Raw genomic sequence first — 14,216 nt, forward strand, 5'->3', positions numbered from 1 at the left:
CTTATTTGGGGGTAATCACGGCGCCGCTTTTGGCGTCAATCAAGATATCTTTAACATGACCCTCTTTAACGAGGCGTATTTTAAAAACGGCACGTCCTTTAAATTCAGTAGTCTCTGTTTTTATTACTTCACCACCGCTTGCTTCAATCGCGGCGGTCATGGCTTGTTTGAGTGTTAATGGCGAATCGTCTGCCATTGCCACTGGTGCTAGGCCAGTCATTAGGCTTAGTAACAATACAGCATATCGAATCTGCTGCTTGAGCATGTGGGAAAACCTCATTGGTGCAGGTCACTATTCAGATTACACAAACAATAGAATATTAAGCCTTAGTATCTGACTCTCGGAAGAATGCAGAATGGGCCGTTTTTTCGTTAATTTCTAAGTATCCCGTACTATGGAATGGATAGTAAATAGTTCGTGTGACCAGATAAATTACTTATATAAAGAATTTATAGCCTAGCTTACGGGCGTGAAACTGTATCGAGTGTGAATGGTATTCTGTGAGGAGGGCCTCCCCACAGAGTTTTCCCAGAGAGAAATCGAGATACTGGGAGTAGATCAGTCTTTCTTTTGTTTTTCTTTTAATTGTCTAACCGAAAGAATGACAAAGCGAACGTTGTAAGCCATACCGATCGCAAGCGCAATCGCAGCAGTAACAATAAATATTTGGCCTAGGGAAGGGATTTTGAAAAACCACCCCACCCACAAGCAGATAATGCTGATGATGGCGATCGGAACGCCTGATTTGATGAAGAGTTGCATCCACTTGTCAGAGCGAATCTCTTTTTTATCTAAGTTGGACATGATTAACCTCTAACACAACTAAGCTGCCAAGATTAGAGTGCGGGCTTCGACTCTGCAAGGGCTGGAACATGCATAATTTTAATCTATTGGTCGGATTAGCCTCGTGCATTTGGTAACGCATTTCGTGGTATATGCTGTTGCGAACAAAGCAATATTGGAACGACGGTTTTCGCAACGGTTCTGTTATACTCGATAGCTAAGCAAAATTATTACAAACAAGGGTCATTGAAATGCCACAATATCGCTCAAAGACATCGACGGCAGGTCGTAATATGGCGGGTGCACGTGCTTTATGGCGTGCAACAGGTATGAAGGATGAGGATTTCCACAAGCCAATTATTGCTGTGGCAAACTCATTTACTCAGTTTGTTCCAGGTCACGTACATCTGAAAGACATGGGACAGCTAGTTGCTCGCGAAATTGAAAAGGCGGGTGGTGTTGCTAAAGAATTCAATACTATCGCAGTCGATGATGGTATCGCGATGGGTCATGACGGCATGCTTTACTCTCTGCCATCGCGTGACATTATCGCTGACTCTGTTGAGTACATGGTAAATGCACACTGTGCAGATGCTATTGTTTGTATCTCTAACTGTGACAAAATCACACCGGGCATGTTGATGGCGTCTATGCGTCTGAATATCCCAGTAATCTTCGTTACTGGCGGCCCAATGGAAGCGGGGAAAACTAAACTAGCTGAGCACAAGCTAGATCTAGTTGACGCGATGGTACTTGCAGCAGATCCAAATGCATCTGACGAAGAAGTGGATGCAGTAGAGCGTTCTGCGTGTCCTACTTGTGGCTCTTGTTCTGGCATGTTCACAGCGAACTCTATGAACTGCTTGGCAGAGGCTCTAGGCCTTGCACTTCCTGGTAACGGTACTGTAGTTGCAACTCACGCTGATCGTGAAAACTTGTTCCTAGAAGCAGGTCGTACGATTGTAGATTTGGCTAAACGCTACTACGAGCAGGACGATGAATCAGTTCTACCTCGCTCTGTAGGCTTTAAAGCGTTTGAAAACTGCATCACGCTTGATATCGCTATGGGCGGATCAACAAATACGATCCTTCACTTGTTGGCTATCGCTCAGGAAGCTGAGATCGATTTCACCATGGATGATATTGATCGTTTATCCCGTGTAGTGCCTCAGCTATGTAAAGTGGCGCCAAATACTCCTGATTACCACATTGAAGATGTTCACCGTGCTGGTGGCATTATGGGGATTTTGGGTGAGCTTGATCGTGCCGGTAAGCTACACACAGACGTTCCAACGGTTCATGCTCCGACAATGAAAGATGCACTGGATAAGTGGGATATCATGCGTAACCCAACTCCTGAAGTATTGGAGTTTTATCGTGCTGGTCCTGCGGGCATCCCAACTCAGACAGCATTTAGCCAATCTACTCGCTGGCCAACACTAGATGGTGACCGTGAGAATGGTTGTATCCGTTCATTAGAGAATGCGTTCTCTTTGGAAGGTGGTCTTGCTGTATTGAAAGGTAACATCGCGCTAGACGGCTGTGTGGTTAAATCTGCTGGTGTAGATGAGTCTATCCTTGTATTCGAAGGCCCTGCACACATTACAGAATCTCAAGATGAAGCGGTTCAGAATATTCTTGATGATAAAGTAGTAGCGGGCGAAGTTGTTATCGTACGTTACGAAGGCCCTAAAGGCGGTCCGGGTATGCAAGAGATGCTTTACCCAACGTCGTACATCAAGTCTAAAGGTCTAGGTAAAGCCTGTGCATTGCTGACTGATGGTCGTTTCTCTGGTGGTACTTCTGGTCTGTCGATAGGCCACGTTTCTCCAGAAGCTGCAGCGGGTGGTGCAATCGGTCTAGTTCGTAACGGCGATATTATCCGTATCGATATCCCTAACCGCACAATCGATGTGTTGCTTTCCGATGAAGAGCTAGCAGAACGCCGTGCAGAGCAGGATAAGCTAGGCTGGAAGCCAGTTGAACCTCGTCCGCGTAAGGTTTCTGCTGCACTGAAAGCATTCGGTATGTTGGCAACATCAGCTGATAAAGGTGCTGTTAGAGATCTATCTAAACTGGAAGAGCTGTTCTAAATAGGCGTAGCTTTTCTAGATTTATAAAAAGGCAGCCTTGGCTGCCTTTTTTGTGTCTAACTAGATGTAATAAATGTTCTTAGCTAAAAAAGAATTAGTTGAGAAAGCTAGTGCCTGCTTGCCACAGTAATCGTAATGCTAGAATTGTAATAACGGTTTTGAAAAGCATTTTAAACTGCTTCTCTGGGATGCGATGGAGCATTTTTAGCCCGAGCCAAGTGCCTACCATTCCCCCTAAAATCATCAGTACGATCAATGGTAACCACTGCCAGAAAGCAAATCCCACAAAAGAAAACACAAATATCTTGAGTAAATGCTGCATGCTCATGCAGGTGGCGAAATTAGCTGTGCTGCTGTGCTTGTCGTAATTTTGCCTATGTACCAAGCCTGCTACTAGAGGACCTGTTGCGCCGACAAATATGGATGCGAAGGTTGTACCTGCACCAGCGACGACGAGGCCATTTCTGCTCATCTGATGCGGACCGGGTTTTGGTCCCCAGACTAGAAAAAGAATAAATAGGGCAACGGAAATTTGGATAAACGTCAGTGGTAGCTGTACTACGATGAGTGAGGCGAGTGCCGAGCCAATTAGAGCGCCCATACTAAAGCAAATCACCATCTCCCAGTCGATATGCTGTCGAGTGACAATTGCACGATTACCATTGGAGCCTAGCTGCACAAGGCCATGAACCGGTATCAGTGCTGAAGCGGGTAGAAAAGAGGCAAGAATTACTAGAAGTAGAACACCGCCACCGATCCCCATAGCAGCAGTAATAAATGAAGTCCCTGCTGCCGCAAAAATTAGCAGCAGGGTGAGTTCGATATTCTCAATAATAGGCACGAATGAGCCAGTTATTTATCACTTAACGATTGCATTACTTGTTGTGACCAATTCAAACTGTGTCGGTAGGCAACTTCATAATATTGTTGATCCAGTAAGAGGTCAATCTGCTCAAAATTGCCATCCTCGTATTTGCTAACCTGTTCTAAAATCTGACCAAGTTGACCTTCGTAACTAATTAGTGCCGCTTTAACGTCATTCTGTAAAGGCACTTGTTCTAGTAATTCAGGCAACTCCATATCCAACAAAACATCCAGTTTTGAAAATAGTCCTGTTATAAAATTATTGATAGGTTGGTCTCGGCCAAGCATCTCTGCAAGGAGTTCACACATTCGGCCGCGGATAAGCATACTGCGAGTTAATTCGACAGGTTTCTCTTGAGTATCTGTTACGAGGAACAAGCTAACCCATTTACGGATTTGTTCAAAACCAAGTAGGCTAATTGCGTGGGAGAGGGATTCTATTTCACGATTAAGGTTAAAGGCAGCTGAATTTACAACTCTTAAGATCCTATAGGTCAGTAAAGGGTCATTAATGACTAGCTGCTCTACAGATTGAGCTGTGGCTGTTGGGCTTTGAAGCTCAACCATCATCTGTAAAAGGAGCATCTTACTGCTACCCAATTTTTTTCCTTTAACTGGTTCGGGTTTGCTTAAGAAGTATCCTTGGAAAAGAGAAAAGCCAAGTTCATAGCATTTTCTGAACTCTTCTTGTGTTTCAACTTTATCCGCTAAGAGCTCTAAATGGTAAGGGCGAAGTTTCTTAACTAGTTCGGGAATAGATTCTGTGGAAATAGATTGGATATCTATCTTAAGAATGTGGACTAAATTCAAAAGAGGATCAAACTTAGTGTCTGGCTTGTAATCTGAGAGAGCCAGTCTGTAACCCAATTGATTAAGTTCTCTTACTCTTTCTATAAATTCTGGAGAAATCTCAGAATGGCTCAGCACTTCAAGTACAAAGTGTTCCTTGGGAAGTTCTGGAAAATGCTCAGACATGATGGTTTTGTCTGTTAGCTTAATATAGCAAGGTAGAGATCTGACTTCCCCTTCCTGACATATGCTAGCGTATGTATTTAGAATGACCGAAGAGGTTGCTAAGTGATCGCTAAACTTGCGTTCAGTTGCTTCATCATCCCCTCTATATAGTAGGGCATACGCAACAACATCCTGGCTTTTATTAAAAACAGGTTGTCTTGCTAGTAATAGATCTAATGACTCTTCAGTATCGATTTCGCCGCTCATTGTCCTCTCCGAACCTCTGAGTTGTTTCTGAGGCTTATTTTATTAGGAATCCGCGTGATTGTAGAAAAGAAAGCATATGAGGGCGAGCCTCTTTTTGTAGCATCCCTGAAATCTGTTCGCTCCAAGTCATATCCTTTTGACCGCCAGTACGACTCCTGTAATACGCTTGAACATCTTGGTCGTATGCGGCAATAAGCTCTTGATCTTGGCTGTCATCGTATCGGTCATGTTTCAGCACGACATCCAATGGTAAACGAGGTTTCACTTCAGGGTCTTGATCAGGGTCACCAATGCACATGCCAAATACAGGGTAGACCAGTTCTGGTAGGTTTAATGCGTCAGATACTAGATCAATCTTAGTCCGCAAACCGCCAATATAAACCACGCCGAGATTTTCGGATTCTGCTGCAATGGCAACATTTTGCGCAAATAAGCCGCAATCGACTGTGGCAGTAATAAACTGTTCGGTAAATCCAGATAGCATATCCGCTTCGTGCATATCGCAACTTAGTTGATGACGTTTCATATCTGCACAGAAAACTAGGAAAGTTGGTGCTTCTTTTACATAGGTCTGATTGCCCGCCCATTCCGCTAGTGAAGCACGCTTGTCTGGATCATTAACTTGGATGACGGTGCAAGCCTGAATAAAGCTTGAAGTTGCAGCTGCTTGACCTGCTTGAACAAAACGGTTGATCTGTTCTTGGCTCACCGGTTTATCAGTGAACTTTCGAATAGAACGATGTGCGTTAAGAAGTTGGATAACCTGATTCATAGCAGCCCTTTAATAAAAACTTAAAGCTTGAGTTGTATCACAGCCTTGGTTTTAGCAGAAGGGCGGTAGCGGATTAACTTTAGCTATGGTTTGGAATATGTTTTCCTTGAACTATCGCGTTAAGCTTAGGTCTATCAATCAGTTAGGGAATTTAAATAAGGGTTACTCCTGTATATGAGCAAAGCCTTCACGCTATTAATCTTTTGTAAGCAGCCTCGTATTGGGCAGGGTAAACAACGCATCGCGGCCTCATTAGGTGCTGAAACAACTTTTGAGATTGCCAAGGCTTTGTTGCAGTGTGCAATCGAGGATGCTGATGCGTGGTCGGGTAGGGTTGTACTATCACCTGCGTCTGTTGATGAAGTTGAGTGGGCAGAGGGATTACTGGACCGTGAGCACGTTCAAGTGATTCCACAGCCATCGGGTAATCTTGGCGAAAGGATCAATACAGTTGATCAATGTTTGAGAGAGCAAGGTCATCAAAATATAGTGACTATCGGAACTGATGCACCGATTTTAACCTTAGATCTTCTTCAGCAGGTTTGCCATAAGATGGCTGATTATGATGTTGTTTGCAGTAAGGCCGATGACGGAGGTGTCACAGTGATGGCTTCAGGGGTTGCATGGCCGGATATCGAAGCTCTGCCTTGGAGTACTGAGCATTTAGCGCAAGGGCTTGAAGAGTGTTGTTTAGGTGCCGGGCTGTCAGTGGGCTATATCGCACCGACTTATGATATTGATCTTGAAGCAGATCTGGTGCGATTGATCGAGGATCTTAAATCGGACCAGCGGATAGCAAGGCAAGCATTACTGCAGTTGATTACGCCTATAGTGAATAACAGGATGGTTACAAGTTAGGAATAAACAGGTCATTTATGCAGCGTATCCATACGGAAAATTGGTATAAGACCCCGCAAGGTGAGGAGCGGGGCTATATCGATCCTTTTACATTACGTGAATTATGGTTTCACACTGGCACCGCATGCAATTTGCAGTGCCCCTTTTGCTTAGAAGGTTCAGCTCCAGGCGATAACCGTTTGGAATTGGTTAAGTTTGAGGATGTGAAGCCTTATATCGATGAAGCTCTGGAGCTCGGTGTTGAACAGTTTTCATTTACCGGAGGCGAGCCATTTCTCGCTAAACAACTGATCAAAATTTTGGCGTACGCCTCCCAGTTTAGACCCTGCCTTGTGTTAACCAATGGTACGGAAGCCATCCAAAAACGGATGGCAGAAGTTGCGACATTAAACGAGTCGAACTATCCCGTGAGTTTTCGGGTAAGCCTAGATAAGCCTACAGCAGCAGAACATGATGCGGGGCGCGGTGAGGGTAATTTTGTTAGCGCCCTTAACGGCCTAAAGCAGCTATATGATCTAGGGTTTCATATATCTGTCGCTCGGCATATGGATAAAGAGGAAGATAAAGCGTCGGTTGATGAAGCATTTAAAACACTCTTTGTTGAATACGGTTTACCTCGCGATCTTAACTTGGTCGCATTCCCTGACTTTGCCACACCGGGGAGCCTTCCTCAGGTGCCTCAGGTAACTACAGCATGTATGACCACCTACCAAACGGAAGAGAGCCGTAAAGATTTTATGTGCGCTTTTAGCAAAATGGTGGTGAAGAAAAATGGTCAGATGCGCGTCTATGCTTGTACGTTGGTGGATGATGACGAAGAGTACGATTTGGGCGGTAGCTTAAGAGAAAGTTTAGAGCACCGAGTAAGCATGAAGCATCATCGCTGTTATAGCTGTTTTGCTTACGGTGCGTCTTGTAGTGAAGGATAAGGAGCGAGTGTGTTAGGAATCATTGGTGGTACAGGTATATATCAGTTAGAAGGGCTAGAAGTTATGGGGGAGCATGAGATAGAGACGCCTTTCGGTTCCCCTTCGGCCCCTATTCTGCAAGGCCGGATGGGTGAAAGAGATCTGTTTTTTTTACCACGTCACGGTCGTCGTCATGAGTTACTGCCCTCGGAAGTAAATTATCGTGCAAATATCTGGGCTCTAAAGAAGCTTGGTGTGACGCAGGTAATCGGTTTATCTGCTGTCGGCAGTTTGCAAGAAGAGATAAAGCCGGGTGATCTATCGTTGCCGGATCAGTACTTTGATTTTGTAAAAGGTAATCGCGAGAAGAGCTTTTTTGGAAATGGTTTAGCAGCCCATGTTTCCACTGCCGAGCCCACCTCAAAACCTCTAGCTGATGCGCTGGAAAAAGCGGGTGAATCGGTAGGTATTTCCCTGCATCGAAATAAAACTTATGGCTGTGTAGATGGGCCGCGATTAGGTACTAGAGCCGAAAGCTTCTTCTTGCGAGGCGCTGCGGGTTGTGACTTAGTTGGGATGACCAATGTGCCAGAGGTTTTTTTAGCAAAAGAAGCGCAGATCAGTTATTGCACTATCGCTATAGCGACCGATTATGATTGCTGGATGGATGATCCTGCGCATCATGTCAGTGTGGAGCAGGTGATTGCCCGTTATGGTGCAAGTTTAGAAAAAGCAAAGGCAGTTCTCGCCGCCTTTATTAATAGCCCAGAAGAAGCGTTTGAGTGTGCTAGTCGAAGCAGTTTGGCATCTGCTGTATTAACGCCGCGCGACAGCTTGAACCAATCCCAGAAAGAGCTGTTGGAACTGCTGAGTGCCTAAGCCTTTCCTCTCCGTCATTATTCCTGTGGGGCCTATAGAAACAGAGGTCCCGCAGGGATTGTTGCACGACTTACAACACCTTCCTGACGGCGCTGAGTTGATTTTTGTTGTTTGTAAACAAGAGCAACTGGGATTAGCTCAGAGTTGCACTTCTCTATCAAATTTTTCGGTAAAGTGGTTTTGTACTGAGCCTGGTCGAGCCATACAGATGAACCGCGGAGCAAAAGAGGCTGGGGGGCAGTATCTTTGGTTTCTTCACTTAGATAGTCGATTCGAAAGCGGCTTAGTTTCCAACTTATTGGGTAATCTAAAGCGTTATCCTGAACGTCTGCATTATTGTTCACTGGCTTTTATTTCTGATGGGCCTTCTACTATGTCTATCAATGCGCTTGGTGCAAACCTAAGGTCACGGCTTTTAGGGGTGCCCTTTGGCGATCAGGGGTTTTTAATCTCAAAGCCCTTATTTGAACAGGTAGGAGGGTATCCAGAGGCTGCCGCTTATGGCGAAGATCACTTGTTCGTTTGGTATGTGCGTCAGCAAGGCATAAAACTGAAATGTTGTGCAGTTCCTTTATCTACCAGTGCGCGAAAATATGAAGATAAAGGCTGGTTTAAAATAACCTGCCTTTATCAGAGGTTATGGTTAAAACAGGCTTGGCCTGAGTTTATCAAATTAGTAAAACAGCGTTACTTTTGACCGCGTTCCCAGCGGTGGAATTTAGCTACCCAGTCCAGTAATTTTTGCGGAGCGTTGGCTCGCTTCCATTCACCTGCAGCGTACTTGTTAGCTTCGCTCATGGTTGGATAAATATGAATGGTACCTAGGATTTTGTTAAAGCCTAAGCCATGCTTCATGGCGGTGACAAATTCGGTGATAAGTTCGCCCGCATGAGGCCCCACGATGGTAGCCCCAAGAATTTTATCTTTGCCCGGTACCGTTAGTACCTTAACCTTACCGTGATTGTCACTGTCTGCTATTGCTCTATCTAATTCTTCAAGATCAAAGCTGGTGACTTCGTAAGCGATATTCTGTTCTTTAGCTTCTAACTCGTTCAAACCCACACGTGCGACTTCTGGATCGGTGAAAGTTGCAGCGGGGATTACCGAGTAGTCCACTTTAAACTTCTTGAACCGACCGAACAGAGCATTTACTGCTGCATACCAAGCTTGATGAGCTGCAGCGTGCGTGAACTGGTACGGACCTGCTACATCACCACAAGCATAGATATTCGGGTATTTTGTTTGTAAGTACTCGTTTACTTCTAGAGTTCCGTCAGCTTTGGTTTGTATGTCTAAATTTTCTAAGCCAAAGCCGTTCACATTAGCTTGTCGCCCTGTCGCTACCAATAGCTGATCGAAGGGGATCTCTTCCATCTGGCCTTTATATTCGCAAACAAGGTACTTGCTTCCCTCTCGTTCTACAAACTCCAACATTTTGCGATTGCCTAATACATTGATGCCTTCCTGATCAAAGCGCTGACTAACCCAGTCAGAGATGTCTTTGTCCTCTTTGGGCATAATGTGATCGCCACGTAAAACGATGCTCACTTCAGAACCAAAACGAGCAAAACATTGACTTAATTCGCAGCCTATTGGGCCGCCGCCGAGCACTAACAGTCGTTTCGGTAATTCGCGTATCTGCCAAAGGTTATCTGAGGTCAGTGGCTGCATGGCTTCTATGTTTTTGATCGCTGGGATACGTGGTCTAGCGCCTGTAGCAATGACAATATTCTTGGTCGTAATGATCTCTCCATTTACGACCACTTCATAGGGATTAAGAATGGTTGCATTGCCAGTTACGCAATCGACGCCTAATCCTGTATAGCGTTCAATCGAGTCATGAGGTTCCACTTGTTCAACGACTTTGGATACTCGCTCCATAACATCAGCGAAATTGAACTTCACCTCGCTGTGCTCAATGCCGTATTCCTGACTACGTTTACTATCCGCTACAAAGCGAGCGGAACGAATCAGAGCTTTTGAGGGTACACAGCCGGTATTTAGGCAGTCGCCTCCCATCTTATGCTTTTCAACCAAACTGACTTTGGCTTTTACTGCTGCTGCAATGTAAGAGGTGACTAGTCCGGCAGAACCAGCTCCTATAACAACGATATTAGTGTCGAATGTAGAAGGCTTTTGAATACCGGCATAAACCTGCTTTGCTTTAAGTAGATCGATCACTTTCTTGGCAATCAGTGGGAATAAACCTAATAAAGTAAATGACAGTAGGATCCCTGGAGACAAAATGCCTGAGAGAGATTCTAACTGACCTAGTTGTGTACCTGCGTTCACATAAACGGCAGTCCCAGCCAGCATGCCTACCTGGCTTACCCAATAGAATGTCCAGGTCTTGATTGGGGTTAGGCCCATACCTAGATTGATCATAAAGAAGGGGAAGATCGGCACTAATCTCAAGGTAAAGAGGTAGAAAGCACCTTCTTTCTCCATACCCGCATTGAAAGACTGTAACTGCTTACCAAAGCGGTTTTGAATGCTTTCCCGAAATAGAAAGCGGGAACATAGAAAAGCTAAGGTTGCACCGATGGTACTGGCAAAGGATATGATAAGTAAGCCGGTAACGAGCCCAAATAGTGCACCGCCAATCAGCGTCATAATTGCAGCACCGGGCAAAGAAAGCCCTGTAACGAGCACGTACAGTCCAAAGAAAATCGCTACTGTCTTGATTGGATTCTCAGCGTAATACTGTTCGAAGCTCGTTTGATTACTTTTGATAAAGTCCAAATTTAAGTATTGGGCCAGATCAAATATAAAGAAGGCCGCAATTGCACTTAGGATAACGAGGAGTAGAGGTAGCTTTTTCATCAATAATATCTACTTAAATTCAGAAGCTTCTAGGACAGAGATAAAATAGGAAAGTTTCATTTTCCTTAGGGAGCCTACGAATAAGCCTAATACTTTCTCAGTGGGTTATAAAACGACCAGATACGCGAAAGCCAGCGCAGTGAAATGTCTAGACCTTTTCAAGTTGGCTGACAAAGTAGATGGTCGTTTTAGATCCCACCCTGCGGGGCTTACGGAGCAACTGAATCGCTTTGTTAATGATTTTCGACAAGCAACCAGCATGCCTGTAATCATTGCCTCGTGCTTCAATTGCTCTGTAAGCCTGAGTTGTATAGGGCTTGTTCGCAGGCTCCCTATGTATCTTAGGAGTAAATCAATGATATGAATAAATCAGCTTATGTTAAACTGCGCCTAAATTCGTTGTTTAAATTGTAGAAAAGGCTCTGTGCCTTTTGAACCTAAACGGTAGCGTATTGATCCTGTTTAGGCCATTGAGATACATCTAACCTTATGAAATCAGTTGTAAATCCAAATTGTCAGCGCTTTAGTTCTATTTTGAAAGATGTGCCTGCTTTGTTTGATAGCAGTGATGCATCCATTCATAAAGCCCGGAATGAATTAAAGATAGTTGATTGCTTAGATGAATCATTGGTCTTGAAGTCTTTCAAAGTGCCTAACTTATTAAGGCGCTGTATCTATACCTACTTTAGACCGAGTAAAGCTGAAAAATCTTATCAGAACTCTCTGTTATTGGGTGACTTTACGCCAACACCAGTGGCCTATGTTGAGTACTTTGACGGTGGCTTAATCTCTAATAGTTATTTTATCAGTGAGCATTACGCGTATGATTTTACGATCCGTGAGCCCTTACTGGACTTGGATTTTCCGGATCGACCTGAAGTGTTTAAAGCATTTGCGAGGTTCTCTTTAGCGCTGCACGATGCTGGATTTTTCCACAAAGATTATTCGCCGGGTAATATCTTGATCCGAAAACTCGCTGATGGTGGTTATGAGTTTAAGATTGTTGATGTTAATCGCATGCTACAACTTGAGCTCGATGACGAAATGCGAGCACGGGGTTTTGAAAAACTCTGGGCGAGAGATGCAGATTTAGATGTTATTGCAAAAGAGTACGCTCAACATAGCACTGTTCCTGAGGATTTTGCAGAGCAGGTAAAGCTCTTCTCTAACAAGAATAAACGCTTTAAGAACTTCAAGAAGCGCTTAAAAGGTAAGCCCGTTAATGACTAATATCGACCATATCTCATGCGTTATTATCGTTAAAAATGGCGCAGAAACTATTGTTCCTGTTTTGGAGGCTTTGGCCTGTTTTACCGATGTGGTGATCTATGACAATGGATCGGATGATGGCACACAATCACTAGTTTCCAACTTCGAGAATGTGAATTTGGTTGAAGGGCCATTTTTAGGTTTTGGTGAAACGAAACAGCGTGCTGCTAGTTATGCTAAGCATGACTGGGTATTGTCATTGGATGCGGATGAAGTGCTTGCAGATGAGTTTATCTCCGCATTGGAACAACGCTCATTAGACTCTGATAAGGTCTATTCAATTACACGCAGTAACTTTTACAAAGAGCGTGAAGTTAAGCATTGTTGGGGCAAAGATGTGATCGTGCGTCTGTATGATCGTACCAAGACCAACTTTAATAGTAGTAAAGTGCATGAGCTTGTTGTCACCGATGGCTTCGAAGTCGAAAATCTAGCAGGTATCGTTCGTCACTATCCTTATCAGAATATCTCTCAGTTCATCGTTAAGCTTGATAAGTACTCCTCTCTTTTTGCAGAAGATAAGCAAGGCATAAAGAAGTCTTCACCGCTTAAAGCTAGCTTGAATGGCATCTACTCCTTCTTTAAAACCTATTTTTTAAAGCGTGGTTTTATGGATGGGTCTGCAGGATTGATTATCGCCTTTTCACATATGGCGACGAATTTTTATAAATATATGAAGCTGTATGAGCTGAATAAAGCAGCTAAAGACAATAGCGGTAGGGTAGAGAACGCCAATGACAACTAGTGTCTTAATTACTCGCCACGACAAGATTGGCGATTTTGTTGTTGCTCTGCCGATGTTCCAATGCCTAAAGGCAGCTAGACCAGAGCTGCGCTTGGTTGCTTTAGTGTCTAAGATCAATCTCAGTTTAGCGCAGCAGTTACCGTATATTGATGAGGTGATTGAGTATCAGTCTGATAATCTTGGTGCTACGTTATCTGCGGTAAAAAAAGCAAAGTGCTCTGTAAGTATCTCTGCGTTTATCGATTCACAATTAGGTTTTCTGTTATGGCGAGCGGGCATTCCTAAGCGCATAGGACCGGCGACTAAACTGGCTCAAATCTGGTTTAACTGTCGAGTTAAGCAGCGCCGTAGTCAGGTGAAAAAAACTGAGTTTGCCTATAACTTAGATCTTCTTAAAGCTTTCGATCACCAAATCGAGACAGGTATACAGGCGCCTTTGTTTGGTTTTGCTAAGGCTGATTCAATTCGGGCTTTGGAAGCATTTAATGCGCAATATCAGTTAGAAAATGACCGCCCCATCGTTGCTTTTCACCCGGGAAGTGGTGGGAGTACCGATGGAAACCTAACGCTGCAGGATTATATCCGTCTAGCTCAAGCAGTAATTAAGCAGAACAAACATAGGGTCGTGTTTACCTTCGGCCCTGATGATGAATCTTTAATTGCTGAAGCAGATGCTGCACTTGGAGATCAGGCGGTTTTGCACCGATCGCAGGGTAGCGTTTATGACTTTGCTCTGCTGTTGAGTAATTTCTCTTTGTTTGTCAGTACTTCAACTGGCCCTATGCATTTAGCCGCTGGATCTAATCTTAAAACCATATCCTTCTTCGGTGATGTAAAGGTTGCTTCTCCGGCTCGATGGGCTTCGATCAATCAACCGGAAAACCAGCATAACTTTACTGTCCCGCAAGATTATTCAGACAAGCTGTACTCTGAAATTGAAGAAGAATTACTTCAATTAACTGGGCAGGTTTCATAACTATGTGTTTAGAAGGAGAGCGTC

The 14,216-nt window shown here is 44.2% G+C and carries 14 protein-coding genes; 8 read left to right on the forward strand and 6 right to left on the reverse strand.

The genetic code is table 11. From position 1 onward, the window contains the following. Position 1 precedes the first annotated feature (1 nt). Positions 2-265: a PepSY domain-containing protein gene (locus ACMXYT_RS01150; RefSeq protein ID WP_415883179.1), complete on the reverse strand. Its 264-nt coding sequence runs from the start codon at positions 263-265 to the stop codon at positions 2-4. Between the two features lie 294 nt (positions 266-559). Then, positions 560-805 (reverse strand): hypothetical protein, encoded by a 246-nt coding sequence (locus ACMXYT_RS01155; RefSeq protein ID WP_415883180.1) that lies wholly within the window; start codon positions 803-805, stop codon positions 560-562. Between the two features lie 230 nt (positions 806-1,035). Here ACMXYT_RS01155 and ilvD point away from each other — a divergent pair, with 230 nt between their 5' ends. After that, complete coding sequence (ilvD, locus tag ACMXYT_RS01160) at positions 1,036-2,877, forward strand: dihydroxy-acid dehydratase (RefSeq protein ID WP_415899843.1); 1,842 nt, start codon at positions 1,036-1,038, stop codon at positions 2,875-2,877. A 94-nt stretch (positions 2,878-2,971) separates the two neighbouring features. Here ilvD and ACMXYT_RS01165 read toward each other — a convergent pair whose 3' ends face one another. The 3 genes from ACMXYT_RS01165 to nfsA are packed head-to-tail and all read right to left on the reverse strand — an operon-like array spanning position 2,972 to position 5,734. Next, entirely contained in the window at positions 2,972-3,718 is a 747-nt protein-coding gene (locus ACMXYT_RS01165) for a sulfite exporter TauE/SafE family protein (RefSeq protein ID WP_415899844.1), read from the reverse strand. Between the two features lie 11 nt (positions 3,719-3,729). Then, positions 3,730-4,962, reverse strand: a complete 1,233-nt coding sequence (locus ACMXYT_RS01170; RefSeq protein ID WP_415899845.1) for an EAL and HDOD domain-containing protein — start codon at positions 4,960-4,962, stop codon at positions 3,730-3,732. A 34-nt stretch (positions 4,963-4,996) separates the two neighbouring features. Continuing rightward, positions 4,997-5,734: an oxygen-insensitive NADPH nitroreductase gene (gene nfsA, locus ACMXYT_RS01175; protein WP_415899846.1), complete on the reverse strand. Its 738-nt coding sequence runs from the start codon at positions 5,732-5,734 to the stop codon at positions 4,997-4,999. Positions 5,735-5,908: 174 nt separating this feature from the next. On the opposite strand from nfsA, the gene ACMXYT_RS01180 reads away from it, so the two are divergent. From ACMXYT_RS01180 to ACMXYT_RS01195, 4 genes are read left to right on the forward strand one after another with little or no spacing between them, the layout of a single operon-like run. Further along, positions 5,909-6,592, forward strand: coding sequence for a TIGR04282 family arsenosugar biosynthesis glycosyltransferase (locus ACMXYT_RS01180; RefSeq protein ID WP_415899847.1), 684 nt, complete (start codon positions 5,909-5,911; stop codon positions 6,590-6,592). A 17-nt stretch (positions 6,593-6,609) separates the two neighbouring features. Beyond that, a complete protein-coding gene (locus ACMXYT_RS01185) occupies positions 6,610-7,521 on the forward strand; it encodes a radical SAM protein (RefSeq protein WP_415899848.1) in 912 nt (303 codons plus the stop codon). A 9-nt stretch (positions 7,522-7,530) separates the two neighbouring features. Further along, complete coding sequence (locus ACMXYT_RS01190) at positions 7,531-8,379, forward strand: MTAP family purine nucleoside phosphorylase (RefSeq protein ID WP_415899849.1); 849 nt, start codon at positions 7,531-7,533, stop codon at positions 8,377-8,379. After that, positions 8,372-9,076, forward strand: coding sequence for a hypothetical protein (locus tag ACMXYT_RS01195; RefSeq protein WP_415899850.1), 705 nt, complete (start codon positions 8,372-8,374; stop codon positions 9,074-9,076). Before ACMXYT_RS01190 ends, ACMXYT_RS01195 begins: the two co-directional genes overlap by 8 nt. Here the strand turns inward: ACMXYT_RS01195 and lpdA are convergent. Continuing rightward, positions 9,067-11,202 (reverse strand): dihydrolipoyl dehydrogenase, encoded by a 2,136-nt coding sequence (gene lpdA / locus ACMXYT_RS01200; RefSeq protein WP_415899851.1) that lies wholly within the window; start codon positions 11,200-11,202, stop codon positions 9,067-9,069. The two genes, ACMXYT_RS01195 and lpdA, sit on opposite strands and share 10 nt — an antisense overlap. Positions 11,203-11,691: 489 nt before the next feature. Here lpdA and ACMXYT_RS01205 point away from each other — a divergent pair, with 489 nt between their 5' ends. From ACMXYT_RS01205 to ACMXYT_RS01215, 3 genes are read left to right on the forward strand one after another with little or no spacing between them, the layout of a single operon-like run. Continuing rightward, positions 11,692-12,432 (forward strand): hypothetical protein, encoded by a 741-nt coding sequence (locus tag ACMXYT_RS01205; RefSeq protein ID WP_415899852.1) that lies wholly within the window; start codon positions 11,692-11,694, stop codon positions 12,430-12,432. Next, positions 12,425-13,216 (forward strand): glycosyltransferase family 2 protein, encoded by a 792-nt coding sequence (locus ACMXYT_RS01210; protein WP_415911757.1) that lies wholly within the window; start codon positions 12,425-12,427, stop codon positions 13,214-13,216. Before ACMXYT_RS01205 ends, ACMXYT_RS01210 begins: the two co-directional genes overlap by 8 nt. Further along, entirely contained in the window at positions 13,206-14,192 is a 987-nt protein-coding gene (locus tag ACMXYT_RS01215; protein WP_415899854.1) for a glycosyltransferase family 9 protein, read from the forward strand. Before ACMXYT_RS01210 ends, ACMXYT_RS01215 begins: the two co-directional genes overlap by 11 nt. The last annotated feature ends 24 nt before the right edge of the window (positions 14,193-14,216 follow it).

It is taken from the genome of Neptuniibacter sp. QD37_11 (assembly GCF_047778105.1).
Lineage (GTDB): Bacteria > Pseudomonadota > Gammaproteobacteria > Pseudomonadales > Balneatricaceae > Neptuniibacter.

Coding starts and splice junctions, on each gene's coding strand:
- ACMXYT_RS01150 (WP_415883179.1), bottom strand. CDS start 265: ATGCTCAAGCAGCAGATTCGATATGCTGTATTGTTACTAAGCCTAATG.
- ACMXYT_RS01155 (WP_415883180.1), bottom strand. CDS start 805: ATGTCCAACTTAGATAAAAAAGAGATTCGCTCTGACAAGTGGATGCAA.
- ilvD (WP_415899843.1), top strand. CDS start 1,036: ATGCCACAATATCGCTCAAAGACATCGACGGCAGGTCGTAATATGGCG.
- ACMXYT_RS01170 (WP_415899845.1), bottom strand. CDS start 4,962: ATGAGCGGCGAAATCGATACTGAAGAGTCATTAGATCTATTACTAGCA.
- nfsA (WP_415899846.1), bottom strand. CDS start 5,734: ATGAATCAGGTTATCCAACTTCTTAACGCACATCGTTCTATTCGAAAG.
- ACMXYT_RS01180 (WP_415899847.1), top strand. CDS start 5,909: ATGAGCAAAGCCTTCACGCTATTAATCTTTTGTAAGCAGCCTCGTATT.
- ACMXYT_RS01185 (WP_415899848.1), top strand. CDS start 6,610: ATGCAGCGTATCCATACGGAAAATTGGTATAAGACCCCGCAAGGTGAG.
- lpdA (WP_415899851.1), bottom strand. CDS start 11,202: ATGAAAAAGCTACCTCTACTCCTCGTTATCCTAAGTGCAATTGCGGCC.
- ACMXYT_RS01205 (WP_415899852.1), top strand. CDS start 11,692: ATGAAATCAGTTGTAAATCCAAATTGTCAGCGCTTTAGTTCTATTTTG.
- ACMXYT_RS01210 (WP_415911757.1), top strand. CDS start 12,425: ATGACTAATATCGACCATATCTCATGCGTTATTATCGTTAAAAATGGC.
- ACMXYT_RS01215 (WP_415899854.1), top strand. CDS start 13,206: ATGACAACTAGTGTCTTAATTACTCGCCACGACAAGATTGGCGATTTT.